Source organism: Achromobacter sp. Marseille-Q4954 (assembly GCF_943737025.1).
Lineage (GTDB): Bacteria > Pseudomonadota > Gammaproteobacteria > Burkholderiales > Burkholderiaceae_B > Achromobacter > Achromobacter bronchisepticus_A.
On the sequence record NZ_CALSFQ010000001.1, the window covers coordinates 2,741,918 to 2,766,924 of the forward strand.

The following is a 25,007-nucleotide window of genomic DNA, read 5'->3' on the forward strand; positions in this document are numbered from 1 at the left end:
GCCGAGCCGCCGCAAAATCCCTGCATAGTGGATTTCCCTGGGTCCACGGGGGCAAATCCCGCTGGCATGCTTCGACCACCGTTAGCGCCTGGGCGCGCAAAGAGAGGTCGTTTCATGTCGAGTTCAGTTCATCCCGCCACAGGACGGCCCGTGCTGGCCCGGGCTGTCCGCGGGCAAATTTCCGCCGCCGGAGCGCGCGTCGCATGATCCGGCAACTGCTCAACCGCCTCACCATCTCGCTGCCCGTCCTGCTGGGCGTGGTGGTGGTGTGCTTCGTCCTCCTGCAAGTGGCGCCGGCCGATCCCGCCGCCGTCATCGCCGGGCCTACGGCAACCACGGAAGAGCTGGCGCAGGTACGCCAGGAACTGGGCCTGGACAAGCCGATGGCCTACCAATTGTCCATGTACATGTGGCGCCTGCTGCATCTGGACCTGGGCCGGTCGATGATTTCCAACGTGCCGGTGATCGACGAGATCGGCGCCACGATAGGCGCGACGGCGGAGCTGATGCTGGCCAGCGTGGTCTGGTCGGTCCCGCTGGCCATCCTGCTGGGCACGCTGGCCGCCTACCGGCGCGGCAAGCTCATCGACCGGTTCGTGATGACGCTGTCGGTCGTCGGCGTGTCGCTGCCGGTGTTCTGGGTCGGATTGCTGCTGGTGCAGCACGTGGGGGGCGCGGGCCTGTTGCCCTATATCGGCCGCAATGGCCCCTTGTGGACGCTGGCCGGGCTGCAGTCCATCGCCCTGCCCGCCTTGACCCTGGGTTCGGTGCTGATCGGACCGGTGGCGCGCATCACTCGCACCGCCGTGATCGAAACGCTCAGCGGCGACTACGTGCGCACGGCCCGGGCCAAAGGCGCGGGCGAGCGCCGCGTGGTGCTGCGCCACGCGCTGCGCAACGCGCTCCTGCCCATCGTCACGCTGGTGGGCCTGCAAGTCGGCAACCTGCTGGGCGGCGCTGTCGTGACCGAACAGATCTATTCCTGGCCGGGCGTCGGCCGCATGGCCGTGGGCGCGATCTTTGCCGGCGATTTCCCGTTGGCCCAGGGCGCGATCCTGGTGACGGCGCTGGGCTTCATCGTCATCAACCTGATCGTGGATCTGCTCTACGGCTACCTGGATCCGCGAGGACAAAAATCATGAGCGCAGGCGCGACTTCTTCGTTGGGCGGCGTGCCGCCTCAGGCCATGGCCGCGCCGCTGGCGCGCCTCGCATCGCGCTTGCGCCGCGACCCCATCCTGCTGCTGTCGCTGCTGGCGGTGATCGCGATTGTGCTGACGGCGGTGTTCGCGCCCTGGCTGGCGCCGCACGACCCCTATTCCACCAACATGTCCATCGCCCGCAAGGCGCCGGGCTGGACCTCGCCCGAGGGCGTGGCCTATCTGCTGGGCACCGACGTGCAGGGCCGGGACATCCTGTCGCGCATCATCTACGGCATACGCGCCACGTTGATGCTGAGCGTACTGGCGGTCATCGGCGGGTCGGGAATCGGCGCGGCGCTCGGCATCCTGGCGGCCTATTACCGTCCGCTGGAAGGCGTGATCATGCGCGTGGTGGACGTGCTGCTGTCGTTTCCCGCGATCCTGTTCGGGCTCAGCCTGTCGGCGCTGATGGGGCCTGGAACGCTGAGCATGGTGCTTGCCCTGGGCATATCCGCCATCCCTGGCATGGCGCGCATCGCCCGCGGTTCGGCCATGGTGGTGATGAAACAGGAATACATGGAAGCCGGCCACGCGATGGGCTTCGGCAACTTCTACCTGATCACGCGCTACCTGCTGCCGAATTGTTCGTCGATGCTGATGATCTACGCCACCTTGCAGCTAGGCCACACCATCCTGCTGGGATCGGTGCTGTCGTTCCTGGGCCTGGGGCCGCAGCCGCCTTTCGCCGAACTGGGCAGCATGGCCGCCGACGGACGCAAGTTCCTGCAGGTGTTCCCGCATATCTCCACCATTCCGACGATGACGATCTTCTTCATCGTGCTGGCCTTCAACCTGCTGGGCGACAGCCTGCGCGATGCGCTCGATCCCAAGCTGCGGTTCTGAACCGCGGCGCGCTTGACCACACATCAGACCAACTTCGGGGAAATCACAACCATGACGATCACCAAGGGCCTGGCCCTCGCGCCGCTGGCGTTGACCTTTCTGTTGTCCGTGCAGACGCCCGCGCTGGCGCAGTCCGACAAGACTGTCCTGATCCTGCGCGAGCTGGATACCGACAAATACGACCCGCACCGCACCACCGCGCGCGGCGCTGCCGAGGTGCTGTTCATGGCTGCCGACACGATGGTGGGCCTGGACTACGACATGAAGACGCCGGTGCCGGCGCTGGCCAAGAGCTGGACCGTATCGCCCGACGGCCTGACCTACACCTTCAGCCTGCGCGACAACGTGACGTTCTGCAGCGGCAAGAAGATGACGGCCAAGGACGTGGTGGCGAGCTACGAGCGCTGGCTGAATCCGGAAACCAAGGGATTGGAGCGCTGGCGCGCGGGTCCGGTGGACAGCATCACGGCGCCCGACGACTACACCGTGGTCTACAAGCTGAAGAAGCCCTACAACGAGCTGCTGCAGCAGATGGCGCACTACATGCATTCCGTCATCAATATCGATCAGGTCAAGGCCCTGGGCCAGGACTATGGCGTGAAGGCCTTCGACGGCACCGGCCCCTACTGCTTCCAGAGCTGGACGCCGCGCAACGAGGTCGTGCTGACCAGGCATGCCGGATACGACTGGGGCCCAACGATCTACAAGGATCCCACGCCCAAGGTCGACCGGATCGTCTGGAAGATTGTGCCGGAGGAAAGCACCCGCCTGACGGCGCTGCAAAGCGGCCAGGCGGACCTGTCGCGCTACCTGCCGCAGTGGTCGATCAAGGACCTCAAGGCCGACAAGCGTCTCTTCGTGAGCAAGGCTGACCCGTTCTACTGGACCTTCTTCCTGGGTTTCAAGATCGACAAGCCCATGCTGGCGGACGTGAACGTGCGCCGCGCGATCAACCTGTCCGTCAACCGCCAGGCCTTGACCGAGGCCATCACCTTCGGCGAGGCGGCGCCCGCCACCAGCATGCTGGCCACCAAGACGCCGGCGGGCAAGAACGAGGCCTACCGCTATGACCCGGCCGCCGCCAAAAAGCTGCTGGATGAGGCCGGCTGGAAAATGCAGTCCGACGGCTACCGCTACAAGGACGGCCAGAAGCTCTCGCTGCTGCACTACGGAATCACGGGCTACTGGAAGGACATCATGGAAGCCGTGCAGGGCGACATGAAGAAAGTCGGCGTGGACCTGCGCGTGCAGCTGTTCGACTCGACCTCGGCCTGGGGCAAGCTGGCCACGCAGGAGTTCGACGAGTTCAGCATGAGCTTTGGCTACATGAGCACGGGCGAGGCCCTCAACAGCTATTTCCTGTCGGCCAGCATCCCGACGCCGAACCGCATGAACTGGAAGGATGCCGATACCGACAAGTGGCTGGAAGAAGGCGGCCAGGCGCTGGACCCGAAGGAGGGCGACGCGATCCTGTCCAAGGCGTTGACCAAGATCTCGGACGGGGTCGCCTGGATTCCGCTGTACCACGACTCGCTCTACCTGGTGGGCGGACCGCGCATGAAGCCGATGCAGGCGCACGGCATCTTCGGCGCGGCGGCCTACAAGGGCCTGGACATCGCCTTCAAGTAAGCGCGATGGCGGCGCGGCCGGTCCGCGCCGCCGTTTCATCATTCATCACGTCGCTGAGAGCCTTCCGTGAGCGCAAGCAATCAATCCCGTATCACTCATTTCAAGAACCTGTCCACGCTGGTGGCGTGGGACGCCGAACTGGGCTCGCACGTCTATATCGAAAACGCCGATCTGGTGATGCGCGGCAACACCATCATCCACGCAGGCTCCGGCTACGCGGGCCCGGCCGATGAGGTGGTGTCCGGCAGCGGCCTGATGGCGATGCCGGGGCTGGTCAACGTCCACACCCATCCCTCTTCCGAGCCTGGAAACCGCGGCCTGCTGGAAGAACTGGGCAGCGATAAGCTGGGCCAAAGCTCGCTGTACGAATACATGCCCGTGTTCCGCATGGGCATAGAGACTGCGCCATATGCCAATCAGGTGGCGGTGTCGGAGATGTTGCTGAGCGGAGTGACAACCTTCGTCGACATGTCCCTGCCGCGTCCGGGCTGGGCCGACGTGGTGGCGGCCACCGGCATCCGCGGCGTACTGGGACCCATGTTCCGGTCCGCCGCATGGCGCACCACGGACGGCCATTCGGTCGAATACACCTGGGACGAGGACGGGGCGGAAAAATCGTTCGAGGCGGCGCTGGCCGTGGCGGACAGCGCCATCAATCATCCCAGCGGACGCCTGAGCGCCATGCTGTGCCCCTCGCAAGTCGATACCTGCTCGCCCGGCCTGCTGAAGCAGGCGCAGCAAGCCGCCCGCCGCCTGGGCGTGCCGATGCAGATACACGCCGCGCAGAGCGTGGTGGAATTTTCAGAGATGACGCGCCGACATGGCCGTACGCCCATCGAATGGCTGGACGACCAGGGCCTGCTGAACAGCGACCTGATCATCGGACATGGCATTTTCCTGAACGATCACCGCACGCTCTATTGGCCCCATGCCGACGACTTCGGCCTGTTGCAGCGTTCCGGCGCCCACGTGGCGCATTGTCCGACCGTGTTCGTGCGCCGCGGCATTGCGCTGAGTTTCCTGGGCCGCTACCTGCGCGCCGGCATCAACGTGGGCATCGGCACCGATACCTTCCCGCACAACATGCTGGATGAAATGCGGCTGGCCTGCTATGTGGCGCGGCTGCAGGCGGGAAATTTCCGCGCAGCGTCCACGCAAGAAGTCTTCAATGCCGCCACGGTCAATGGCGCCAGGATGCTGGGGCGCGACGATATCGGCCGGCTGGCCGTGGGCGCCAAGGCAGACTTTTCCCTGGTAGATCTGTCGCATCCATACATGCGCCCGTGCCGCGAGCCGCTGCGCAGCCTGATCTACTCGGCCGGGGACCGGGCCATACGCGATGTCTACGTCGACGGCGAACAGCTGGTGCGCAATGGCGAGCTCTTGACCATCGATATCGAAAACGCGATGCAGCAGGTGGAGCGTGCCCAGGCGCAGACGATCGCGACCGTGGCGCAGCGTGACTATGCCGGCCGCAGCATCGACGATATGTCGCCGCGCGTTTTCCCCAGCCGCGCTTAACGGAGAGCCTGGATGAGCGAGACACTACTGGCGGTCGAAGGCCTGAGCGTGGAGTTCGGTCCTCGCGGCCAGCCCTACCGCGCCGTGAAATCGCTGGACTTCACCATAGGCCGAGGCGAGACCGTGGCCCTGGTGGGAGAGTCCGGTTCCGGAAAATCAGTCACGGCGCTGTCCATCCTGCGCCTCATCGAGCGCGCCGGCGGCCGCATCGCGGCGGGGGCGGCCCGCTTCGTGCCACGCGACGGACGCGAAGTCGACCTGTTCAAACTGGAAGAGTCGGCCTTGCGGCGGGTACGCGGCAATGAGATATCGATGGTGTTCCAGGAGCCCATGACGTCATTGAACCCGGTGATGACGGTGGGCGATCAACTGGCCGAGGTGTATCTGCTGCATCAGGACATCTCGCGCGCGCAGGCCTGGAAGCAGGCCGAAGCCATGCTGGCCGCGGTCAAGATGTCCGAACCCGAGCGCCGCATGACCCAGTATCCGGGCGATCTGTCCGGCGGCATGCGCCAACGCGTGATGATCGCCATGGCGCTGGCCTGCCGGCCGCAGCTGCTGATCGCGGACGAGCCGACGACTGCGCTGGACGTGACGGTGCAGGCCGAGATCATCGACCTGATCCGCGACCTGCAGCGCGAGGTGGGCATGGCGGTGCTCTTCATCACCCACGACATGGGCGTGGTGGCGGAGATCGCCGACCGCGTGGTGGTCATGCGGCACGGCGACAAGATCGAGGAAAACGGGACCGCCGCGCTGTTCGGCGCGCCGGGCCAGCCCTACACCCGTGACCTGCTGGCGTCCGTGCCCAAGCTGGGCGACGGCTCGCCCTGCGAAGCCGCGCTGCAGGGACGCCCGGTTGTGCTGGAGGTCGCGGGCCTGGCGAAGCGTTTCCCGGTGAAGGCGGGGGCGTTTGGCAAGGTGGTGGCGAACGTGCACGCGGTGGAAGGCGTGTCGTTTGCGCTGCGGGCCGGCGAGACGCTGGCACTGGTGGGTGAATCCGGCTCCGGAAAATCGACCACCGGCCGCCTGCTGATGAAGCTGGTACAGCCCAGCGAAGGGGCGATCCGGCTGGCCGGCCAGGACGTGACTCACATGAAACCGGACCAGATGCGCGAGATGCGGCGGCATATCCAGATGATCTTCCAGGATCCATATGCCTCCCTGAACCCGCGTCTGCATGCCTGGGACCTGGTCAGCGAACCCCTCAAGGTGCACGGCGGGCTCAGCCGCGAGCAGCGCCGCGAGCGTGCCGCTCAGCTGCTGGAACGGGTCAACCTGCCGCGGGAATTCCTCGACCGCTACGCGCACCAGTTCTCGGGCGGCCAGCGCCAGCGCCTGTGCATTGCGCGCGCCTTGAGCGTGAGCCCGAAGGTCATCGTGGCCGATGAGCCGGTGTCGGCGCTGGACGTGTCGGTGCAGGCGCGTGTGATCGAGTTGATGAAGGAACTGCAGGCGGAGATGGACCTGTCCTACCTGTTCATCTCGCACGATATGGCGGTGGTGGAGAAAGTCAGCCACCGCGTGGCGGTGATGTATCTGGGACAGATCGTGGAGATCGGTCCGACGCAGGAAGTGCTGCATCGTCCCCGGCACCCGTACACGCAACGGTTGCTGTCGGCGGTGCCGATTCCCGATCCCGCCCGCCGCCACCTGCGCGCGGCAAGCACCGCGCGCGATATTCCCAGCCCGATCCGCAAGGTCGGCGACAACCCGCAGGTCTGCGAACTGGTGCAGGTGGCCGCGGGGCACTACGTCCAGATGGCGACCTAGGAAACTCAGGCGCGGCTGAAAAGCCGCCCTGCCGCCATGGCGACGGCGGCCTGCGTGGGTTCCACCACGGGCAGGCCGCAAGCCTCTTCCAATCTGTCGCGCAGGTCGGCCATGCCGGCGCATCCCATGATCAGCACGTCGGCGCCGTGGTCGTCGCGCAGCGTCCGGCCCACCGCCGTCATGCGCTCGAAGGCGCTTTCCGGATCCGCCAGGTCGCTGACTTTCATGTCCAGCGCCAGTTCGCCGCAGATGCGGTCGGCGACGCCCATGGCGCGGAAGTAGCGCAGGTGCCGCGCAACGGCGGCGCTGGCGATGGCGATCACGCCGATGCGCGTAGCCATGCTCATGGCCGTCAGCACGGAACACTCGCCGATGCCCAGCACGGGGACCGGGACCAGGTCCCGCAATCCGTGCAGGCCGGGATCGCTGAAGCAGGCCACGATGAAGGCGTCGGTGGCGTCGGCCTCCTGCCGGAACAGCTGCGCCATCGGCGCGATGCTGGCGTCGGCCTCTGCCTGGGTCTGGATGCCGGCGGGGCCGCCGGTCGATGTCAGGAAGCGGAAATCCAGCGGCAGGCCCTGGAACGGCGCCGTCGCGCGTGCGATGGCTTCCGTGACCTTGACCAGGGAGTTCGGGTTTACGAGGGTGATGCGGGCGTTGGACACGATTGAGTAGAATCCCTGCGAAAGAGGCGGTAAGGCGCGGTGCGCGCGTGGTTCAGGTCTGGAGGAAATAAAGCAGCATGTCGGAGTTACCTGGAAAGGTCCGGTCCGGGCCGTTGAACCTGCGGCAGATCGAGGTATTCCACGCCATCATGATCACGGGTTCGCTCAGCGCGGCGGGCCGGCTGCTGCACGTGACGCAGCCCGCCATCAGCCGGGTGCTGGCATCGATAGAGCTGCGTCTGGGCTACGCCTTGTTCGAGCGGTTCAAGGGGCGCCTGCATCCCACCAAGGAGGCGCGCAAGCTCTTCCAGGAGGTTGAATCGATTCAGGCCGGGGTCAGCCGCCTGAACGACATGGCCGCCGGCATGGCGGGCCATGGCGCGGGACTGGTCAGCGTGGTGTCCAGCCCCAGCTTCGGCGAATGGCTGATCCCTGCCGCTACCGCGAAATTCTGCGCGCGCAATCCGGGCGTGCGCATCCGCTACCGGCCGCTGGGCATGGACGCGCTGCTGCCCCAGGTGCTGCTGGGACATGCGGATATCGCCATTTCCACGTTCAAGCCCGAGCATCCCAACCTGATTACCAGTGAACTGGCGCAGGGCGAGATCGTCTGCGTGCTGCCGGCAGGCCACCGGCTGGCACGCGAAAGCGTCATCGAGCCGGCGATGCTGGCGGGCGAAATGCTGGTGGGCTATGGCCGCGACACGCCGTTGGGCGAGACCTTGCACGACTATCTGGATCCGCTGGGCCAGGGATTCACGCCGGCCATCGAGGTGCGTTCTTCGCAGACCGCGTGCTCCTTCGTGCGCCAGGGCGTCGGCATCGCCCTGGTGGATTCGTATGGACTGACGGACGCGCTGATGCAGGGCATCGTGGTGCGCCGGATCGAACCCGCGATCGCGCTCTCGGTGCACATTTCCCATTCCCGGATCGAACCTCCGCCGTCCATCGCCAAGGCGTTTCTGGCCCAGTTTTCCCAGATCGTCAAAAAAGAACTGCCTGCGATGACGCAGGCCATCGTCAACCGGGCTTAGACCACTTCCGGCACCGGCAGCGGATCGCCGGCGCCCGTGCGTTCGATGATCAGCCGGTAGTGATGCGGGCTGCGATGCTTGGCGAAGTTGAAGACGTGGTCGCGGAAGGTCTGGCCCATCGCCAGATCGATGTTTGCCGTGATCACTTCATCTTCTTCGCCGCTGGAACGCGCGACGATTTCACCGGACGGCGCCACGATCATGGAGCTGCCTATCATGTGATGGCCGTCTTCATGGCCGCACTTGCCGGCGGCGCCGACCCAGACCGCGTTCTGGTAGGCGCTGGCCTGCAGCACGATCTCATGCGTGGTGGTGCGCAGGTGCGCGGGTTCGTTCCAGTGGATGTTCAGCGATGGCGTGTTGTAGCCCAGTACGATCAGCTCGGCGCTTTGCAGCGACATGACGCGATAGGTTTCGGGCCAGCGGCGGTCGTTGCACAGGCACATGCCGATCTTGACGTCGTTGGTTTCCCAGACGCCGAAGCCCAGGTCGCCGACTTCAAAGAACTTCTTTTCCAGGTGCTGGAACGGCGCGCCGATCTTGTGGTCGGAGTGGCCCGGCAGGTGGATCTTGCGGTACTTGCCGATGATCCGGGCGCTACGGTCCACCAGGATGGCGGTGTTGAACTGGCGGCCTTCGGGCGTCAGCTCGGCGTAGCCGAGATAAAAGCCAATGCCGAGCTCGCGCGCGGTGTCGAACAGCGGCTGCACGTCGGCGTTGGGCATGCTCTTCTCGAAGTACCGCTCGACGGCCTCGGCGTCGTCCATCCAGTAGCGCGGGAAGAACGTGGTCAGCGCCAGTTCGGGGAAGACGACGAACTCCGCCTTGCGGGCGGCGGCTTCGCGCATCATTTCGACCAGACGGCGGACTACCGCCGCGCGGGAATCGGCAAGGTTGACTGCGCCCATCTGGGCGACCGCCAGGCCCATCTTGCGGGCGGGAGTTGCGTTACTCACGATGTAGATCTCCAGGTATTGCTTGTCGTCGTGGATTGCGTGCCATGCGCCGTGGTCTACGGCTCGATCACGGTCGGAAAAATCTTGCGCAGCAGGGCCGCGCGCGGACTGACCTCGCGCGTTTTCTGCAGCGGGGCCGGCAGGCCGCGGGCGATGAACTGGCCGCGGCCGCGCTCGGCATTCAGCTGGCCTTCGTCGATGATGACGGCGCCGCGGCTGATTACCGTGACGGGCCATCCGGTGACCTGGCGGCCTTCGTACGGCGTGTAGCCCACGGCGTCGTGCAGGCCGGCGGCGCTCACCGTCACGGTCTTCTCGGGGTCCCAGATCGCGATGTCGGCGTCGGCGCCGACCGAAAGCGTGCCTTTGCGCGGATACAGGCCGTACATGCGGGCATGGTTGGTCGAGGTGAGCGCCACGAACTGCTGCAGGCTGAGCCGGCCGCTGCGCACGCCTTCCGAAAACAGCAGCGGCATGCGCACTTCCAGCCCCGGCAGGCCGTTGGCGATCTGCTTGAACGTGGTGGCGTCGCCGGCGGGCAGCTTGCCGGATTCGTCATAGCGGTACGGCGCATGGTCGGAAGACAACAGCGCCAGCGTGCCGCTGTCCAGGCTCTGCCACAGCGCTTGCTGCGATACCGGGTCGCGCGGTGGCGGGCTGCAGCAGAACTTGGCGCCTTCGACGCCGGGGATGTCGATGTCTTCGGCGGTCAGCAGCAGGTAATGGGGGCAGGTTTCGCCATACACGGGCGCGCCCAGCGTTTGCGCCGCATGGATCGCCTGCGCGCCGCCCTGAGTCGACACGTGCACGATCAGGACCGGCACTTCCAGTACTGCAGCCAGCTTGATGGCGCGTTGTGTCGCTTCGGTTTCCGCGATGGGGTCATGACTGACGGCGTGGTACTTGGGCGCCGTGTGTCCGGCCGCGAGCAGGTGGCGCGTGATCCAGCTGATGACGTCGTTGTTTTCGGCGTGGACCATCGGCAGCGCGCCTTCGCGCGCCGCAATGGCGAACACGTCCAGCAGCTGTTTGTCATCCAGCTTGAGTTTGTCGTAGGTCATGAAGACCTTGAACGACGTGATGCCCGCGCGGATCAGCTCGGGCAGGTCGCGGTTCAGCGTTTCGGGTGTGGGGTCGGAGATGATCAGGTGGTAGCTGTAATCGATCACCGATTTTTCGGCGGCCGAGGCGGCATAGGCATCCGCCACCTGGCGCAACGATTGGCCGCGATGCTGCGCGGCGAACGGCACGATGGTGGTGTTGCCGCCATGGGCCGCGGAGATGGAGGCGCTGTGCCAATCGTCGGCGCACAGCACGCCCATGCTGGAAAGCTGTTCTACGTGGCAGTGGCTGTCGATGCCGCCAGGCATGACCAGCCTGCCGCTTGCGTCGATGGCGCGGCGGCCTGCTGGCAACGATGTCGATATCGCGGCGATGACGCCGTCCACGATGCCGATATCGCCGATGAAGTCGGCGTCGGCCGTCACGATGCGGCCGTTGTGCAGAGTCAGATCGAAGTCTGTCATGGGAATCCGAGCGCGGGGAAGGGCATGCCGCGGCGCGCGCGGCGGCGTGCCCGGCGGAAGACGCAAGCATGCATGCGTACCGGGAAATCGGAAACCACGCGGCAGGCCCGCGCGCCGCCGCGAGCGGCTCACCGGGATTTACGCTAAGGCCATGATTCGGCGGGCTATTTGACGGACAGGGAGAGGCTGCCCGCGCACGATGCATAACGCTGGATCATGGAGGCTATGCAAAGTTTTATATCGGGTTTCCCCGGGGCAATCCGCGCTCAGAGTGCCTTGAAGGTCTTGAGATGGATGCTGGTTTCCGTGGCGGAGATGCCCTTGAGCGTGCGCAGGCGGTCCAGCACTTCGGACAGCTGGTCGATAGTGGGCACGCGCAGCTCGGCCAGCAGGTCCCAGCGGCCGTTGGTGTCGTGCAGGCCCGCCACGCTGGGTTCGCCCATCAGCAGGCTTACGATCTTGCGGGTTTCATGGCCTTCGACGGCGATGCTCATCCAGGCGACGATGTCCTCGGTTTCCACCTCGGGCCGCAGGCGCACGGTATAGCCGCGGATGACGCCGCGCTCTTCCAGTTTGCGGATGCGGTTGTCGATGGTGCCGCGCGAGACATCGAGTTTTTTCGCCAAGGTGGCGACGGACATGCGGGCGTCGGCGCGCAGCAGGCCCAGCAGGTTCTGATCTAGCGTGTCCATTGTTAATAGTGCTATTTGGCGCTGGCAGAATGGCAGAATCTTAGCGTTTTGTGTGGATTATTGTCACTATTAATTGGTTTGCCCATCCCCCAGAATTTCTGTTCCATAACTCGGGGAGAACAAATTGACGACGCTGCTTTCAACTTCCGACGTGGCCAAGATCGTGGCCCTGCAAGGCCCGCAACAGGTCTTTTCCGGTCTGCTGGACTATCTGCTGTCGGACTTTCTTCGATGGCAGGAATTCGACAAGAGCGCGCGGGTGGCCAGCCATTCCGCGACCGGCGTGATCGAACTGATGCCCACCGCCGACAGCGAGTTCTACACCTTCAAGTACGTCAACGGTCATCCGGGTAATCCGCTGGACGGGCTGTCCACCGTGATGGCCTTCGGCGCGCTGGCGCGAGTCAGCACCGGGGAGCCGCTGCTGATCAGCGAGCTGACCTTGACCACCGCATTGCGCACGGCCGTGACCTCCGCCCTGGCGGCGCGCGCTTTGGCCCGGCCGGACTCGCACAAGATGGCGCTGATCGGCAACGGCGCGCAAAGCGAGTTCCAGGCGCTGGCCTTCCATTACATCCTCGGCGTCGACACGCTGCACGTCTATGACGTGGACGCAGGCGCCACACGCAAGCTTGAAAGCAATCTGGCTTCAGTGCCCGGCTTGCGCGTGGTGCGCTTCGATAGTGCGGCAGAGGCGGTCAAGGGCACGGACATCGTCACCACGGTGACGGCGGACAAGGCCTACGCCACCATCCTGACCGCGGACATGGTCGAGCCGGGCATGCATATCAACGCCGTCGGCGGCGACTGCCCGGGCAAGACGGAACTGCACGAGGACGTGCTGCGCGCGGGACCGGTGTTCGTGGAATACGAGCCGCAGACGCGCATCGAAGGCGATCTGCAGCAGATGCCCGCGGACTTCGCGGTGACGGAACTGTGGCGGGTGTTGACCGGCCAGAGCGCCGGCCGCAGGAGCGCAGCGGACGTGACCATCTTCGATTCGGTGGGCTTTGCGCTGGAGGATTTTTCGGCGCTGCGCTGGCTGCGCGACGCCGCCGCTCGACACGGCATCGGCGCCCGCATCGAGGTGGCGCCGCAATTGCCGGATCCGAAGAACCTGTTCGAGGCGGTGCGCGCGGCGCAGCCCGCGCTCGCCCGGGCATAGCGCCGGCGGACGGCCGCGTCTTCGTGGCGCGGCCGTGTTTGCCGACGCTGGCGCGGCGGGCCACGCCAGCGCTGATGCGATGGCGGCCGCGGCGCGGTCAGGCGCGCCGCGGGGTTTCAACCGGCGGCGTGCCGTCGTGGAACAGCGACTTCAGCTGCGAGCGCAGCTCGGGACTGTCGGCATGCTTGTGGACCGTGGTGGCGTGCTGCACGGCCGCTTCCAGCAGTTCCTTTTCGGAATCCGCGGCCAAGGCCACCGAACAATTCATTTCGCTGGGGTACTCGCGGCAATCGATGTATTTGCGAGTCATGAGAGTCTCCCTGTGCGCAGGCTGCGTGGGCCTGCGCAAGAACATCCGGCGCGCGGCGCGGGAAGTCCGGGCCGCTGGCGCGTCGCAGCGGCGGGGGCGGTTCGAAAAGTATAGATCTGGCGCCGCGGGCGCGGCGCGGTTCGCAAGGAACGGTCCGCGCCGGTGCGCAAAGGGATTCGTCCGCACTGGTGCGTAAACACCGGCGCGGACGCGGCGCGTCAGAAGCTGACGCGCTGCTTCAAGGCCTGGGCGATCATCGCGATGTCGATGTCCTTGCCCGGATGCTTCAGGCAGAAGTCGTACAGCACGGCCACGTAGGCATTGCCCAGCAGCTTGGTGATGGCGCCGGCGGTGGTGGCGGCGATGGTGCCGCCCACCGCGCTGCCCGCGCCGGGGATGAATTTCAGCAGCCCCGAGACCACCGAGCGCCCGATCAGCGTGGCGGCGGACGCGCCCAGCGTGGAGGTGACCAGCGTGGTGATGGCGGCGGTATTCAGTTCCATCCCGAAGGTGATGCCGATCTTGGCGATCATGCCGACCTGGATCGGCACCAGCGCGACGGCGTCGGAGAACGGGATGGGCGCGGCGGCAGCCGAGGCGGCCAGGCCGGCGGCCACGTTGACCTCTATCTCAGCCCGCTTTTTTTTTACTTCCAGGGCTTTCTTGTTGCGGGTGGACAGGGCGTTGGCATAGGCCCGCTGCTGCGCTTCGGGGATGTGCAGCGCCGTGGCCTCGATCAGGTTGTCCAGGCCCATGGGCGGCAGTTCCGCGTCCAGCTCCTCGATCCATTCAGGCAGCGCGCGCACCGCCACCACCTGTTTGGCGCGCGGCAGCAGCTTGCGCGCTTCGTCGACGAAGGGGCTGTTCTTGCGCGCCTTGGTCAGCACCGCCACGACGGGGATGCCGGCATCGGACAGCATGTTGCACAGCTCGATTTCGGCGTCTTCGACGCGGTGGCTGCTGTCCTGGATGCAGAGCCAGGCCACATGCAGATGCCGGTCCTGGTCGTCGGAGGCGGAGCGTTCCTGGATCAGGTCCGCCAGCTGCTGGCGCGAGCGCTCGTAGTCGCCGACCTCCAGGCCGCGCGTGTCGATGATGGTGAGCGGATGGCCGGCCCGGGTGAATTCCTGGGTCGACTGGGTAACGGGCTTGCCCGCGCCGGTCTTGGCCAGGTCGCCGCGGAATACGGCGTTGATCAGCGTGCTCTTGCCCACGCCGGTCTTGCCCGCGACCAGGATGTTCACACGCCCCGCGCCGCGCGTCGCGGTGCTGATGGCGTCCGCGATGGCGTCCTGCAACTGGGGCGTGTCCATGCGGGGCGTGCTCATGAGGTGTGTGCGTAGAAAGGCATGGGGAAGATTCTAGCGAGAAACGCGCGCCGCCATCAGGCGCCGCCCGCCACGCCGTAAAGATGGGCCGATTCGGGGAAGGTCCGCGCACGGACTTCGCCGGCATAGCTTTGCGCCGCCTGCTGGATGCGGCCGGCCAGGTCGTCGTAGCGTTTCACGAAGCGCGCGGTGCGCTCGAACATGCCCAGCATGTCGTCCACCACCAGCACCTGGCCGTCGCAGCGCGCGGATGCGCCTATGCCTATGGTCGGGCAGGCGACGGCCTCGGTGATCGACGCCGCCAGCGGCTCGACCACGCCCTCGATCACCAGCGAGAAGGCGCCGGCGTCCGCCACGGCGGCGGCATCGGCGGCAATGCGGGCGTACTCGGCTTCGCCGCGGCCGCGTGCGCCGTAGCCGCCCAGGATGTTCACGGCTTGCGGCGTCAGGCCGACATGGCCCATGACCGGGATGCCGCGCGCCGACAGGTAGGCGACGGTGGGCGCCATGCTCTGGCCGCCCTCCAGCTTGACCGCGCCCGCGCCCGTTTCCTTCATGATGCGCGCCGCGGATCGGAAGGCTTGTTCGGGGCTTTCCTCATAACTGCCGAAAGGCATGTCGACGACGATCAGCGCCCGGCGCGAGCCGCGCACCACGGCGGCGCCGTGCGCAATCATCATGTCCAGCGTGACGGGCACGGTGGAAGGCAGTCCGTAGATCGTCTGCGCCAGGCTGTCGCCCACCAGCAGGGCATCGCAATGCGGGTCCAGCAGTTCGGCCATGCGCGCCGTGTAGGCCGTCAGCATCACCAGCGGTTCCTGGCGCTTGCGTGCGCGGAACGCCGGCACGCTCAGGCGGGGGGCGTGGGCGGCAGCCGCGTTCAGGGTGGCGGTCGTAGACATCGAAATCCTTCCTATCCAGGGTTGAGTGCTTGAATCGGGACATTGCGATACCCGCATCGTAGCGGAAGGCCGCGGGCGCGGCGCTGCAGCTAGCGCATGGCGTTGCCGAGCAGGCTAATCTTTGCGGCAAAACGTAATCGAAAATTTTCGGACATCGTGATGCCGTGCTCTGTGGAAAGCGTCCGCAACAAATTTAGGGACGTTTTGGAGTTTCCACAAAAGCGTTACATCTTCAAGGGTTCACTCGCTTTTTCGACAGGTCCGCCTGCGTAGAATTCGCCGCTCACCAGGTTATTTCGCGGCTTCCGCGCAACATTGCTCATGCCTAGTCCCGGGCTCATTCCACGCTTGCTGTGTTCGCGTCCGCTGACCAAGAGCCTGCGTTACTTCTACCGCCACACCCGGCCCGCCGCGTACCGGCACAACGAAACCTTGTGGCCCTTCGTGACGTTGCGGCGCGATGCGCAAGAGCGGCTGACAGGTTGCGAACTGCGTGGCGTGCAAGGCCCCGCCATCACCCCGCTGGAACAACTGCCGCGCGACATCGGCGCCGACGCCCATCTGATACTGAGCGGCCCTTCGGTGGCTCGGATCGACTACGCGCGTTGCCGCCTGGATGTGGCGATGGGCGTCAACGGCTCGATCGCGCTGCGGCGTCAGCACCCTACCCTGCGCTTTGCCTATTACGCGATGCTCGATGCGGGTTTCGTCAACCGCAGGCGCGATCTGGTGGCGGAAGTGTTGGCGCAGGACCTGACGTTGTTCGTCACGCCCGAGGTCTACCGCTGGATAGGCTTCCTGTTCGACCGCAAGAACGTGCGCTGCCGCATTGCGCTGTTCGAAGAGGTGCATCAGCGCGCGCTGCAGCCGCGCGCGCGCCCCGAGGAGCTGGAAGCGCGCCTGGCCGGCGACCCCGGACTGGTGCTGTTCGATGCGCGCAATCCGGTACATGCGCACGGCTTCAGCCTGGACCCGCCGCGCGGCCTGTTCGGCGGCGGCACCGTCGCCTATACGGGCTTGCAGCTGCTGGCGTGGCTGGGCGCGAAAACCATCTACCTGCACGGCCTGGACCTGACGGCCGCGGCGGGACCCCGTTTCTATGAAAGCGCGGCAACGCAGCTGTCCACCGCGCTGGACCGGCAATTCTCCGGACACATCGAACCCGCATTCCGGCAAGCCAGCCGGCTGCTTGGCGCACGCGGCATCAAGGTCTACAACCTGTCGCTCGCCAGCCGGCTGGGGAACGACGTGTTCGAGAAGCGCGATTGGAGCTGCCTGCTGCCCGCGCAGCCGTTATCGAGTATGACCCCATGAAGATTCTGTACACCAATTTCCACCAAGGCGACGGCGGCGGCCACACTACCTACGTAATGTCGCTGGCGCGCATTCTGTGCGAAAAGTCCGAGGTGACGGTGGCGGCGCCCGCCAGCAGCCGCCTGCTGGCCGAGGCCGCTGCGCTGCCCGGCGTGCGCACGCTGGACCTGGAGTTCAAGGGCCGGCCGCTGCAGCAGCTGCGCGCGCTGCGCCGCCTGCGGGCTTTGCTGCGCGACGAAAAGTTCGACGTGGTCCACGCCAACGGCTCCGCCGACCATCGCCTGTGCATGCTGGCGACCATGGGCATGGGCGCGCGGCGTCCCTTCATGGTGTACACCCAGCATACCGACCGCAGCGCCAACAGCCTGGGCGCGCGGGTGCGCGCCAAGTGGGGCACCAACCGCGTCATCTGCGTGTGCACCCATACGTTTCGCCGCATGAAGCAGTCGGTCTTCCGCAACGAAGACCTGCGCGTGGTGCACAACGGCGTGGATACGGAAAAGTGCAGCCCGGCTTCGCGGCGCGAAGTGGTGCAGGCGCGCGGCAGTCTGCTGCCCGAGGGCATGCAAGGCCGCCTGGTCATTGGCAGCAATGCCGGCACCGCGGTCTACAAGAACTGGCTGGACATGGTGACCGCCGTGTCCATGCTGCCTGAAAGCAAGCGGCGCCAGGTGGTGGTGCTGATCGCCGGAAAACTGCCGGACGCCGAGCAGATGCGCCGCGTCAGCGAGCTGGGCATGTCGGACCAGGTGGTGTTCACCGGCCTGCTGGACGATGTCGGCCCCTTCCTGTCGGCGCTGGACGTGGGCTTTGTGCTGTCCTCGAAGCTGGAGACGATTTCCTTCGCCTGCCGCGAGATGATGGCCGCCGGCAAGCCCGTGATCGTCAGCGCAGTGGGCGGACTGCCCGAAAACGTCACCGATGGCCGCGACGGCTGGGTGGTGCCGCCGGCCTCGGTGGACAGCATCGTCGAAGCGCTGTCGAAGATCCTGGAAAACCGCGAGGCCTTGGGCGTGATGGGCGCCGAGGCCCGCAGCACGGCGTTGCGGGAATTTTCGCTGAGCACATTCGTCGGCAAGACCGAACGCGTCTATCGCGAAAGCCAGGCGCAGCCGGCCTGAGGGCCGCGGCCGGCGCGCCGCCGTTATTCGCTGTACGTCTTGGTGCTGTACAGGCTCACGGGCAGCAGGTTCAGCACCGGCAGGCCGCTGACGGGGTCCTTGGCCTGCTTGTCGATGTAGGCCTGCAACACGTCGGCGTCCAGCACGCCGATGTCCTGCCGGCGCGAGGCCGGCACGTTGGCCAGGGTCTTGTAGCCGTCGCCGCCGGTGGCGTTGAAGCTCAGCACGAACAGCTTGTAGCTGCGGCTTGGGTCCAGCGGCAGCCAGTTGCCGCTGGCCTGATCCCGGACTTCGATGTTGGACACGCGGCTGCCCTGGGCCTGGGCCGCATTCACGTCCCAGCGCAGGCCGCCGGCGTACGGATAGGGGCCGGTGGAGCCGCCCGCGCCGTAGACCGCCTGCATGCCGTCTTCCAGCATGCTCTTGACCTCGGCCCCGGTCACGTCCAGGCGCCAGAGCATATTGCCGAAAGGCACCACCTCGATCACATTGGCTGCCGTGACGTTGCCCAGTAGCGGCACGCGCACGCCGCCGCCGCTTTGCAGCGAGATGTCGGCGCCGCCGTAGCTGGCGTTGGCCACGTCCAGGTAGGCCTGGGCCACCAGCTGCTGGATGTCGCCGCCGCGCAGGCTGACGCTGCCCAGCGTATTGCAGGCGGCGCTGGAGCGGCTGTAGTCGCGCGTACCGGGACCGCCCGGCACGCGCCGGGAGCATAGTTCCTGCGGCACCGAAGCGACCAGGCTGCGGCTGAACTGGTCGACGCGGGCCTTGAACGGCTGCAGCACAGACGCGGCCTGCGCGTCGGGCGTTTGCATGCGCAAGAAGCCGCTGGCCTGCACGTCCGCCTGGATCGCGGCTTCGTCAGCCGCCGAAGGCGCGGCGCCGGCGACCTTCAGCGGGCCGTCCATCAGCACGTGCGGCGTGCCGGCGCAGGCGGTGACGTCGCCATTGGCGTCGAAGCTGACCTTCAGCTCGCCGACCACCTGCGAGTACTCCCAGGCCTGCACCAGGCAGACGCGCTTGCCGTCCTTGTCCTGCAGCACGGTGGGATAGGCGCCCGCTGGCGACCCCACGCCATAGTCCGCCATGGAGGCGGGACCCAGCAGCGTGTGCGAGTCGCCGCCCACCACCACGTCCACGCCGCTTAGCTGCGCGATCACCTGCTTGTCATAGCCGTAGCCGATGTGGCTCATCACCACGATCTTGTTCACGCCCTGCGCGCGCAGCGCGTCGATCTGCTGCTGCGCGGCGATGGTCTCGTCCGAGAACACGGTGCCGGCGTCCGGGCTGGAGGACTGCTGGGTCTTGGCGGCGATGGTCAGGCCGACCAGGCCGATATCTTGGCCGTCGCGCTTGAGGACCACGGCGGGCTTGACCATGTCGGGGGCGCGCGAGGGGTTCAGCGCCGAGCCGGCGGCGAATGTGACGTTGGCGCTCAGCACGGGCGTCTGGCAGGCGCCCGCGTGCAGCAGTTCGATGAAGCGCTTCAGGCCGCTGTCGCCCTTGTCGAACTCGTGGTTGCCCAGGGTCATGGCGTCGAAGCAGACGGTGTTCATCATGGCGGCGTCGGCCTCGCCCGGTTCGCCCGCGCGGTTGAAGTACAGCGTGCCGGTGGTGGCGTCGCCCGCGTGCAGCTTGAGCACGTTGGCGGATTGCGCAGCCAGCGCGTTGATCGCGCCGGTCACTCGCGGAAAGCCGCCCGTATCGGCGTTCACGGCGACGCGCGCGCCGGAAGCGTTCTTGAGCTTGAGGTCCTTCTTCTTGCTGTCCAGGTTGGAATGGTGATCGTTGATGTGCAGGATCGTCAGTTCCATCGGCCGCCCGGGCGCGGGCTGTTCGGGCTGTTCGACGACCTTGTCGTCATCGCCATCGCCGCCGCCGCAGCCGGCCAGAAGCGCCAGGGCGCTCAGCATGGCCGCGCCCGCGTTCCTCTTCCACGTGTTCATTCGCGTGTACCCCTCTGTCATCGGAGGGCGAATGGTCGCGGGTCAAGATGACGCGGAAATGAATGACAGTGTTGTCATGTTGCGCGCGACATGTCGCACGCCTGTCATGGAAAAGCAACGGGCCCGGCGCATGCCGCGCCGGGCCCGTCGTTGCCGCAAGATGCGGGCTTAGTAGTGGATCACCGTGCGGATCGACTTGCCTTCATGCATCAGGTCAAAGGCTTCGTTGATGCGTTCCAGCGGCAGGGTGTGGGTCACGAACGGATCCAGGTCGATCTTGCCGCTCATGGCGTCTTCCACCATGCCCGGCAACTGCGTGCGGCCCTTGACGCCGCCGAAGGCCGAACCGCGCCAGACGCGGCCGGTGACCAGCTGGAACGGACGCGTGCTGATTTCCTGGCCGGCGCCGGCGACGCCGATGATGATGCTCTCGCCCCAGCCCTTGTGGCAGCATTCCAGCGCGGCGCGCATCACGTGCACGTTGCCGATGCACTCGAACGAGAAGTCCACGCCGCCGTCGGTCATTTCGACGATGACGTCCTGGATCGGCTTGTCGTGGTCCTTGGGGTTGACGCAGTCGGTCGCGCCCATGGCGCTGGCGAGCACGAACTTGTTGGGGTTGGTGTCCACGGCGATGATGCGGCCGGCCTTGGCCTGCACCGCACCCTGGATCACGGCCAGGCCGATGCCGCCCAGGCCGAACACGGCGACGGTGTCGCCTTCCTTGACCTTGGCGGTGTTGTGCACGGCGCCCAGGCCGGTGGTGACGCCGCAGCCCAGCAGGCAGACCTTTTCATGCGGAGCGGCCGGGTTGATCTTGGCCAGCGAGATCTCGTTGACCACCGTGTACTCGCTGAAAGTGGAGCAGCCCATGTAGTGGTAGAGCGGCTTGCCTTCGTAGCTGAAGCGCGAGGTGCCGTCGGGCATGACGCCCTTGCCCTGGGTGGCGCGCACCTTCTGGCACAGGTTGGTCTTGCCGGACAGGCAGAACTTGCACTCGCGGCATTCGGCCGTGTAGAGCGGGATGACGTGGTCGCCGGGTTTCAGCGAGGTCACGCCTTCGCCGACTTCGACCACCACGCCCGCGCCTTCGTGGCCCAGCACCGCGGGGAACAGGCCTTCAGGGTCGTCGCCGCTGAGGGTGAAGGCGTCGGTGTGGCAGACGCCGGTGTGGGTGATCTTCACCAGCACCTCGCCGCGCTGCGGCGGCGCGACGTCGATTTCAACGATTTCCAGCGGCTTGCCGGGTCCGAATGCGACTGCTGCGCGTGATTTCATAGCTAGGGCTCCACGTATGTCAGATGGCGTTATTTCAAATAGGAACGGACCAGGCGCATCAAGAGATCGATCTCCGCTTCGGGTTCGATCGTGGCGTCCTGGCGGCCGCCCTGGGCGGATTGGAGGAAGGTTTCGCGCAGATGGCTTTCCAGCACCTCGGCCATCAGGCCGGTGGCGGCGCCGCGCAAGGCGGCCAATTGCTGCAGCAACGCGCCGCATTCCGTGCCTTCGTTCACGGCTCGTTCCAGCGCCAGCGCCTGGCCCTGGATGCGGCGCAAACGGGTGACGACGCGTTTTTTCTCTTCCGGGGAGTGCGGCACGGCAGGCTCCGATAAATACAGGGGGGGAGTATAGGAAATCTGGCTGCCCACGTCCACTACGGTACTCCCGCGCCGGGGACCATGCCTAGGCGCGGCGCGGGCGACAAGCCCGGTGCGGGCGCGGTACGCGGGTCCGATAGCCGTCTGTACCTGTCTATACTAGGCGCTGATCGCCGTCCGTCGCCTTGCGCCGCATTACAGGATCTCCCATGGCTTCCAACCCCCCCAAATTGCCCGTTCAGGCCAATGCGCCGCCTGCGCCGCTTTATGCACAGGTCAAGCAGATGATCGCGCAGCAGATCCGCAGCGGCGCGTGGCCGGAACATTACCGGGTGCCGTCGGAAAGCGAACTGGTCGATGAGCTCGGGTTCAGCCGCATGACCATCAATCGCGCCTTGCGCGAGTTGACGGCCGAGGGGCTGCTGGTACGCATGCAGGGCGTAGGCACCTTCGTGGCCCAACCCAAGGCGCGCTCGGCGCTGTTCGCCGTCAACAACATCGCCGACGAGATCGCGGCGCGCAACCATCGCCACCACAGCCGCGTGGTGCGCCTGGCCGAAGAGCCCGCAGGCGCCGAACAGGCGCTGGCGCTGGATATCCGCGCCGGGCAGCCGGTGTATCACTCGGTCATCGTGCACTACGAGGACGACCTGCCGATCCAGCTAGAGGATCGCTACGTCAACGTGCGTCTGGCGCCTGACTATCTGAAGCAGGATTTCACGCAGAGCACGCCCTATGAATACCTGACGCGCGTGGCGCCGCTGAGCGAAGGCGAGCACGTGGTCGAAGCCATCCTCGCCAAGCCGCGCGAATGCCAGCTGCTGCAGATCGAGCGCGACGAGCCCTGTCTGCTGATCAGCCGCCGCACTTGGTCGGGCGACCGCGCCGTCACCCTGGCCCGTTTGATTCACCCTGGTTCCCGGCATCGCCTGGAAGGCAAGTTCACCACATGAAGCAACCCGAAGTTCATCTGTACCGCGCCGCCGACTATCCACGCATGCCCTGGCGCAATGGCGGCGGCACCACGCAGGAAGTCGCCTGCAATCCGGGCGGCAGCGCCGCCGCGTTCGACTGGCGGCTGTCGATCGCCGACGTGGCGCAGGACGGCGGGTTTTCCGCCTTCACGGGCTATCAGCGCATCATCACCGTGCTCGAAGGCCAGGGCATAGAACTCACCGTGGACGGCCGCGCGCAGACGCCGCTGGCGCCGCGGCAGGCCTATGCCTTTGCGGGCGATGCGCAGGTGCAGTGCCGCCTGTTGAACGGGCCGATACGCGATTTCAACCTGATCTATGCGCCGGCGCGCTGGCATGCCCGGCTGCAATGGGTGGCGGGCGCGGGTCCGTGGGCATTCCATAGCGCCGCGTCCGAGGTGCTGGTGCTGACGGCGGGCGGCGCGCTCGTTGTGCGCATCAATGGCGCCCCGCATGCGCTGCCGTCGCGTTACGACTGCCTGCATGCCGCATCGTCGGACGGCCTGGCCGAGTACCGCCTGGAAGCCGAGGCGCCGTTGGATGCCTGCGTGATCGAACTGCTGCCGCGCAAGGTCTGACTGGAGGCGCGGCCGCCAGCGGGCGGCGGCATTCCACTGTTTCCATGAAAACCGGGACGTCATCGTCCCGGTTTTTCGTTCGGGTAATCCCCGAGGAAAAATCGACTCCCATCAGCTTGTATATACAAGCATAGGCATCCTATGATTCAGACTGGCGCAGCGCCTGCGACGGCGTGCAACCGAACTGATCAAGGAGAGCCTCTTGGAACACTCGAACCGATACCGCGACGTCGTTATCCGCGCCCCGCGCGGCAGGCAACTGAATGCCAAGAGCTGGCTGACCGAAGCCCCCTTGCGCATGCTGATGAACAACCTGGACCCCGACGTGGCCGAGAATCCCAAGGAGCTGGTGGTCTACGGCGGCATCGGCCGCGCCGCCCGCGACTGGGACTGCTATGACAAGATCGTCGAGTCGCTCAAGAACCTGAACGAGGACGAAACCCTGCTGGTGCAGTCCGGCAAGCCGGTGGGCGTCTTCAAGACCCACGCCAACGCGCCGCGCGTGCTGATCGCCAACTCCAACCTGGTGCCGCACTGGGCCACCTGGGAGCACTTCAACGAACTGGACGCCAAGGGCCTGGCCATGTACGGCCAGATGACCGCAGGCAGCTGGATCTACATCGGCAGCCAGGGCATCGTGCAGGGCACGTACGAAACCTTCGTCGAGGCGGGCCGCCAGCACTACGGCGGCAACCTCAAGGGGCGCTGGGTGCTGACCGCGGGCCTGGGCGGCATGGGCGGCGCGCAGCCGCTGGCGGCCACGCTGGCCGGCGCCTGCTCGCTGAACATCGAATGCCAACAGACCAGCATCGACTTCCGCCTGCGCACCCGTTACGTCGATGAACAGGCGCGCGACCTGGACGACGCGCTGGCGCGCATCGCCAAGTACACGCAGGAAGGGCGCGCCGTCTCCATCGCCCTGTGCGGCAATGCCGCCGAGATCCTGCCCGAGCTGGTGCGCCGCGGCGTGCGGCCGGACATGGTGACGGACCAGACCAGCGCGCACGATCCGCTGAACGGCTATCTGCCGGCGGGCTGGACCTGGCAGGACTACCGCGCGCGCGCCAAGCGCGAGCCGGCCGCGGTCATCAAGGCCGCCAAGCAGTCCATGGCGGTGCACGTGCAGGCCATGCTGGCCTTCCAGCGCCAGGGCGTTCCGACCTTTGACTACGGCAACAACATCCGCCAGATGGCCAAGGAAGAAGGCGTGGCGGACGCATTCGATTTTCCGGGCTTCGTGCCCGCCTACATCCGGCCGTTGTTCTGCCGCGGCGTGGGCCCGTTCCGCTGGGCAGCGCTGTCGGGCGATCCGCAGGACATCTACAGGACCGATGCCAAGGTCAAGGAGCTGATCCCCGACGACGCGCACCTGCACCGTTGGCTGGACATGGCGCGCGAACGCATCAGCTTCCAGGGGCTGCCGGCGCGCATCTGCTGGGTGGGCCTGGGCCAGCGCGCCCGGCTGGGCCTGGCGTTCAATGAAATGGTCCGCACGGGCGAGCTGTCGGCGCCCATCGTCATCGGCCGCGATCACCTGGATTCCGGCTCGGTCGCCAGCCCCAATCGTGAAACCGAAGCCATGCGCGACGGCTCGGACGCGGTGTCGGACTGGCCGCTGCTGAACGCGCTGCTGAATACCGCCAGCGGCGCGACCTGGGTGTCGCTGCACCATGGCGGCGGCGTGGGCATGGGCTTCTCGCAGCATGCCGGCATGGTCATCGTGTGCGACGGCACGGACGAGGCCGCCGAGCGCATCGCCCGCGTGCTGACGAACGACCCGGGCACGGGCGTCATGCGCCATGCCGACGCGGGCTACGCGGCCGCCATTGAATGCGCGCAGGAGCAGAACCTCAATCTGCCCATGCTTGCGGGCAAGCGCTGATACCGCGCTGCCCATACCCGCGGGCCGTGACCGCGCCCGTCCAATCGCC

Annotated in this window: 22 protein-coding genes; 12 read left to right on the plus strand and 10 right to left on the minus strand. The window is 66.3% G+C overall.

Annotation, left to right across the window (positions count from 1 at the left end; genetic code table 11):
* The first annotated feature begins 203 nt into the window (after window positions 1-203).
* From NGK62_RS12920 to NGK62_RS12940, 5 genes are all read left to right on the plus strand, one after another.
* Window positions 204-1,142: an ABC transporter permease gene (locus tag NGK62_RS12920; RefSeq protein WP_059376986.1), complete on the plus strand. Its 939-nt coding sequence runs from the start codon at window positions 204-206 to the stop codon at window positions 1,140-1,142.
* Complete coding sequence (locus NGK62_RS12925; protein ID WP_059376989.1) at window positions 1,139-2,044, plus strand: ABC transporter permease; 906 nt, start codon at window positions 1,139-1,141, stop codon at window positions 2,042-2,044. Before NGK62_RS12920 ends, NGK62_RS12925 begins: the two co-directional genes overlap by 4 nt.
* A 51-nt stretch (window positions 2,045-2,095) precedes the next feature.
* Window positions 2,096-3,673 (plus strand): ABC transporter substrate-binding protein, encoded by a 1,578-nt coding sequence (locus NGK62_RS12930; RefSeq protein WP_251878580.1) that lies wholly within the window; start codon window positions 2,096-2,098, stop codon window positions 3,671-3,673.
* Window positions 3,674-3,739: 66 nt separating this feature from the next.
* On the plus strand, window positions 3,740-5,194 hold the full coding sequence (locus NGK62_RS12935; RefSeq protein ID WP_118932307.1) for an amidohydrolase family protein: 1,455 nt from the start codon (window positions 3,740-3,742) through the stop codon (window positions 5,192-5,194).
* Window positions 5,195-5,206: 12 nt separating this feature from the next.
* The gene (locus NGK62_RS12940; RefSeq protein WP_251878582.1) at window positions 5,207-6,967 is read left to right on the plus strand and encodes an ABC transporter ATP-binding protein; all 1,761 of its coding nucleotides are present in this window, start codon (window positions 5,207-5,209) and stop codon (window positions 6,965-6,967) included.
* A 5-nt stretch (window positions 6,968-6,972) separates the two neighbouring features.
* Here the strand turns inward: NGK62_RS12940 and NGK62_RS12945 are convergent, their stop codons facing one another.
* Window positions 6,973-7,632: an aspartate/glutamate racemase family protein gene (locus tag NGK62_RS12945; protein ID WP_251878584.1), complete on the minus strand. Its 660-nt coding sequence runs from the start codon at window positions 7,630-7,632 to the stop codon at window positions 6,973-6,975.
* A gap of 77 nt (window positions 7,633-7,709) precedes the next feature.
* Here NGK62_RS12945 and NGK62_RS12950 point away from each other — a divergent pair, with 77 nt between their 5' ends.
* Window positions 7,710-8,666, plus strand: coding sequence for a LysR family transcriptional regulator (locus tag NGK62_RS12950; RefSeq protein ID WP_251878586.1), 957 nt, complete (start codon window positions 7,710-7,712; stop codon window positions 8,664-8,666).
* Here NGK62_RS12950 and NGK62_RS12955 read toward each other — a convergent pair.
* The 3 genes from NGK62_RS12955 to NGK62_RS12965 form a co-directional block, all read right to left on the minus strand.
* The gene (locus NGK62_RS12955; protein WP_187523969.1) at window positions 8,663-9,595 is read right to left on the minus strand and encodes an N-carbamoyl-D-amino-acid hydrolase; all 933 of its coding nucleotides are present in this window, start codon (window positions 9,593-9,595) and stop codon (window positions 8,663-8,665) included. The two genes, NGK62_RS12950 and NGK62_RS12955, sit on opposite strands and share 4 nt — an antisense overlap.
* 83 nt (window positions 9,596-9,678) lie before the next feature.
* Window positions 9,679-11,148, minus strand: a complete 1,470-nt coding sequence (gene hydA / locus NGK62_RS12960; RefSeq protein ID WP_118932311.1) for a dihydropyrimidinase — start codon at window positions 11,146-11,148, stop codon at window positions 9,679-9,681.
* Window positions 11,149-11,414: 266 nt separating this feature from the next.
* On the minus strand, window positions 11,415-11,840 hold the full coding sequence (locus tag NGK62_RS12965; protein WP_059377005.1) for an Lrp/AsnC family transcriptional regulator: 426 nt from the start codon (window positions 11,838-11,840) through the stop codon (window positions 11,415-11,417).
* Window positions 11,841-11,964: 124 nt separating this feature from the next.
* Here NGK62_RS12965 and ocd point away from each other — a divergent pair, with 124 nt between their 5' ends.
* The gene (gene ocd, locus NGK62_RS12970; RefSeq protein WP_286012375.1) at window positions 11,965-13,005 is read left to right on the plus strand and encodes an ornithine cyclodeaminase; all 1,041 of its coding nucleotides are present in this window, start codon (window positions 11,965-11,967) and stop codon (window positions 13,003-13,005) included.
* A gap of 97 nt (window positions 13,006-13,102) precedes the next feature.
* Here the strand turns inward: ocd and NGK62_RS12975 are convergent, their stop codons facing one another.
* The 3 genes from NGK62_RS12975 to panB all read right to left on the minus strand — a co-directional run bounded on the left by NGK62_RS12975 (window position 13,103) and on the right by panB (window position 15,545).
* Window positions 13,103-13,315 (minus strand): DUF1059 domain-containing protein, encoded by a 213-nt coding sequence (locus tag NGK62_RS12975; RefSeq protein ID WP_059377009.1) that lies wholly within the window; start codon window positions 13,313-13,315, stop codon window positions 13,103-13,105.
* A 218-nt stretch (window positions 13,316-13,533) separates the two neighbouring features.
* Window positions 13,534-14,643 carry a YcjF family protein gene (locus tag NGK62_RS12980; RefSeq protein WP_059377011.1) on the minus strand — a complete coding sequence of 370 codons (1,110 nt, stop codon included), beginning with the start codon at window positions 14,641-14,643 and terminating at the stop codon, window positions 13,534-13,536.
* A gap of 56 nt (window positions 14,644-14,699) precedes the next feature.
* Window positions 14,700-15,545 (minus strand): 3-methyl-2-oxobutanoate hydroxymethyltransferase, encoded by an 846-nt coding sequence (gene panB / locus NGK62_RS12985; protein WP_118932314.1) that lies wholly within the window; start codon window positions 15,543-15,545, stop codon window positions 14,700-14,702.
* A gap of 321 nt (window positions 15,546-15,866) precedes the next feature.
* Here panB and NGK62_RS12990 point away from each other — a divergent pair, with 321 nt between their 5' ends.
* A complete protein-coding gene (locus NGK62_RS12990; RefSeq protein WP_118932315.1) occupies window positions 15,867-16,859 on the plus strand; it encodes a WaaZ-like lipopolysaccharide core biosynthesis protein in 993 nt (330 codons plus the stop codon).
* Window positions 16,856-17,980 carry a glycosyltransferase family 4 protein gene (locus NGK62_RS12995; protein ID WP_251878589.1) on the plus strand — a complete coding sequence of 375 codons (1,125 nt, stop codon included), beginning with the start codon at window positions 16,856-16,858 and terminating at the stop codon, window positions 17,978-17,980. The genes NGK62_RS12990 and NGK62_RS12995 overlap by 4 nt, the downstream gene beginning before the upstream one ends.
* Before the next feature lie 23 nt (window positions 17,981-18,003).
* On the opposite strand, the gene NGK62_RS13000 is transcribed toward NGK62_RS12995, so the two are convergent.
* The 3 genes from NGK62_RS13000 to NGK62_RS13010 all read right to left on the minus strand — a co-directional run bounded on the left by NGK62_RS13000 (window position 18,004) and on the right by NGK62_RS13010 (window position 21,524).
* Window positions 18,004-19,926, minus strand: coding sequence for a bifunctional metallophosphatase/5'-nucleotidase (locus NGK62_RS13000; protein ID WP_251878590.1), 1,923 nt, complete (start codon window positions 19,924-19,926; stop codon window positions 18,004-18,006).
* A 168-nt stretch (window positions 19,927-20,094) separates the two neighbouring features.
* Entirely contained in the window at window positions 20,095-21,204 is a 1,110-nt protein-coding gene (locus NGK62_RS13005; protein WP_059377025.1) for an S-(hydroxymethyl)glutathione dehydrogenase/class III alcohol dehydrogenase, read from the minus strand.
* A gap of 29 nt (window positions 21,205-21,233) precedes the next feature.
* Window positions 21,234-21,524, minus strand: a complete 291-nt coding sequence (locus NGK62_RS13010; protein ID WP_041652083.1) for a metal-sensing transcriptional repressor — start codon at window positions 21,522-21,524, stop codon at window positions 21,234-21,236.
* Window positions 21,525-21,733: 209 nt separating this feature from the next.
* On the opposite strand from NGK62_RS13010, the gene hutC reads away from it, so the two are divergent.
* The 3 genes from hutC to hutU all read left to right on the plus strand — a co-directional run bounded on the left by hutC (window position 21,734) and on the right by hutU (window position 24,958).
* On the plus strand, window positions 21,734-22,477 hold the full coding sequence (gene hutC, locus NGK62_RS13015; protein ID WP_059377027.1) for a histidine utilization transcriptional repressor HutC: 744 nt from the start codon (window positions 21,734-21,736) through the stop codon (window positions 22,475-22,477).
* Window positions 22,474-23,076 (plus strand): HutD/Ves family protein, encoded by a 603-nt coding sequence (locus NGK62_RS13020; RefSeq protein WP_251878593.1) that lies wholly within the window; start codon window positions 22,474-22,476, stop codon window positions 23,074-23,076. Before hutC ends, NGK62_RS13020 begins: the two co-directional genes overlap by 4 nt.
* 202 nt (window positions 23,077-23,278) lie before the next feature.
* Window positions 23,279-24,958 (plus strand): urocanate hydratase, encoded by a 1,680-nt coding sequence (gene hutU, locus NGK62_RS13025; RefSeq protein WP_118932319.1) that lies wholly within the window; start codon window positions 23,279-23,281, stop codon window positions 24,956-24,958.
* Window positions 24,959-25,007 lie beyond the last annotated feature (49 nt).

Coding starts and splice junctions, on each gene's coding strand:
- NGK62_RS12920 (WP_059376986.1), top strand. CDS start 204: ATGATCCGGCAACTGCTCAACCGCCTCACCATCTCGCTGCCCGTCCTG.
- NGK62_RS12925 (WP_059376989.1), top strand. CDS start 1,139: ATGAGCGCAGGCGCGACTTCTTCGTTGGGCGGCGTGCCGCCTCAGGCC.
- NGK62_RS12930 (WP_251878580.1), top strand. CDS start 2,096: ATGACGATCACCAAGGGCCTGGCCCTCGCGCCGCTGGCGTTGACCTTT.
- NGK62_RS12940 (WP_251878582.1), top strand. CDS start 5,207: ATGAGCGAGACACTACTGGCGGTCGAAGGCCTGAGCGTGGAGTTCGGT.
- NGK62_RS12950 (WP_251878586.1), top strand. CDS start 7,710: ATGTCGGAGTTACCTGGAAAGGTCCGGTCCGGGCCGTTGAACCTGCGG.
- NGK62_RS12955 (WP_187523969.1), bottom strand. CDS start 9,595: ATGGGCCTGGCGGTCGCCCAGATGGGCGCAGTCAACCTTGCCGATTCC.
- hydA (WP_118932311.1), bottom strand. CDS start 11,148: ATGACAGACTTCGATCTGACTCTGCACAACGGCCGCATCGTGACGGCC.
- NGK62_RS12965 (WP_059377005.1), bottom strand. CDS start 11,840: ATGGACACGCTAGATCAGAACCTGCTGGGCCTGCTGCGCGCCGACGCC.
- NGK62_RS12975 (WP_059377009.1), bottom strand. CDS start 13,315: ATGACTCGCAAATACATCGATTGCCGCGAGTACCCCAGCGAAATGAAT.
- NGK62_RS12980 (WP_059377011.1), bottom strand. CDS start 14,643: ATGAGCACGCCCCGCATGGACACGCCCCAGTTGCAGGACGCCATCGCG.
- panB (WP_118932314.1), bottom strand. CDS start 15,545: ATGTCTACGACCGCCACCCTGAACGCGGCTGCCGCCCACGCCCCCCGC.
- NGK62_RS12990 (WP_118932315.1), top strand. CDS start 15,867: ATGCCTAGTCCCGGGCTCATTCCACGCTTGCTGTGTTCGCGTCCGCTG.
- NGK62_RS12995 (WP_251878589.1), top strand. CDS start 16,856: ATGAAGATTCTGTACACCAATTTCCACCAAGGCGACGGCGGCGGCCAC.
- NGK62_RS13000 (WP_251878590.1), bottom strand. CDS start 19,926: ATGAACACGTGGAAGAGGAACGCGGGCGCGGCCATGCTGAGCGCCCTG.
- NGK62_RS13005 (WP_059377025.1), bottom strand. CDS start 21,204: ATGAAATCACGCGCAGCAGTCGCATTCGGACCCGGCAAGCCGCTGGAA.
- hutC (WP_059377027.1), top strand. CDS start 21,734: ATGGCTTCCAACCCCCCCAAATTGCCCGTTCAGGCCAATGCGCCGCCT.
- NGK62_RS13020 (WP_251878593.1), top strand. CDS start 22,474: ATGAAGCAACCCGAAGTTCATCTGTACCGCGCCGCCGACTATCCACGC.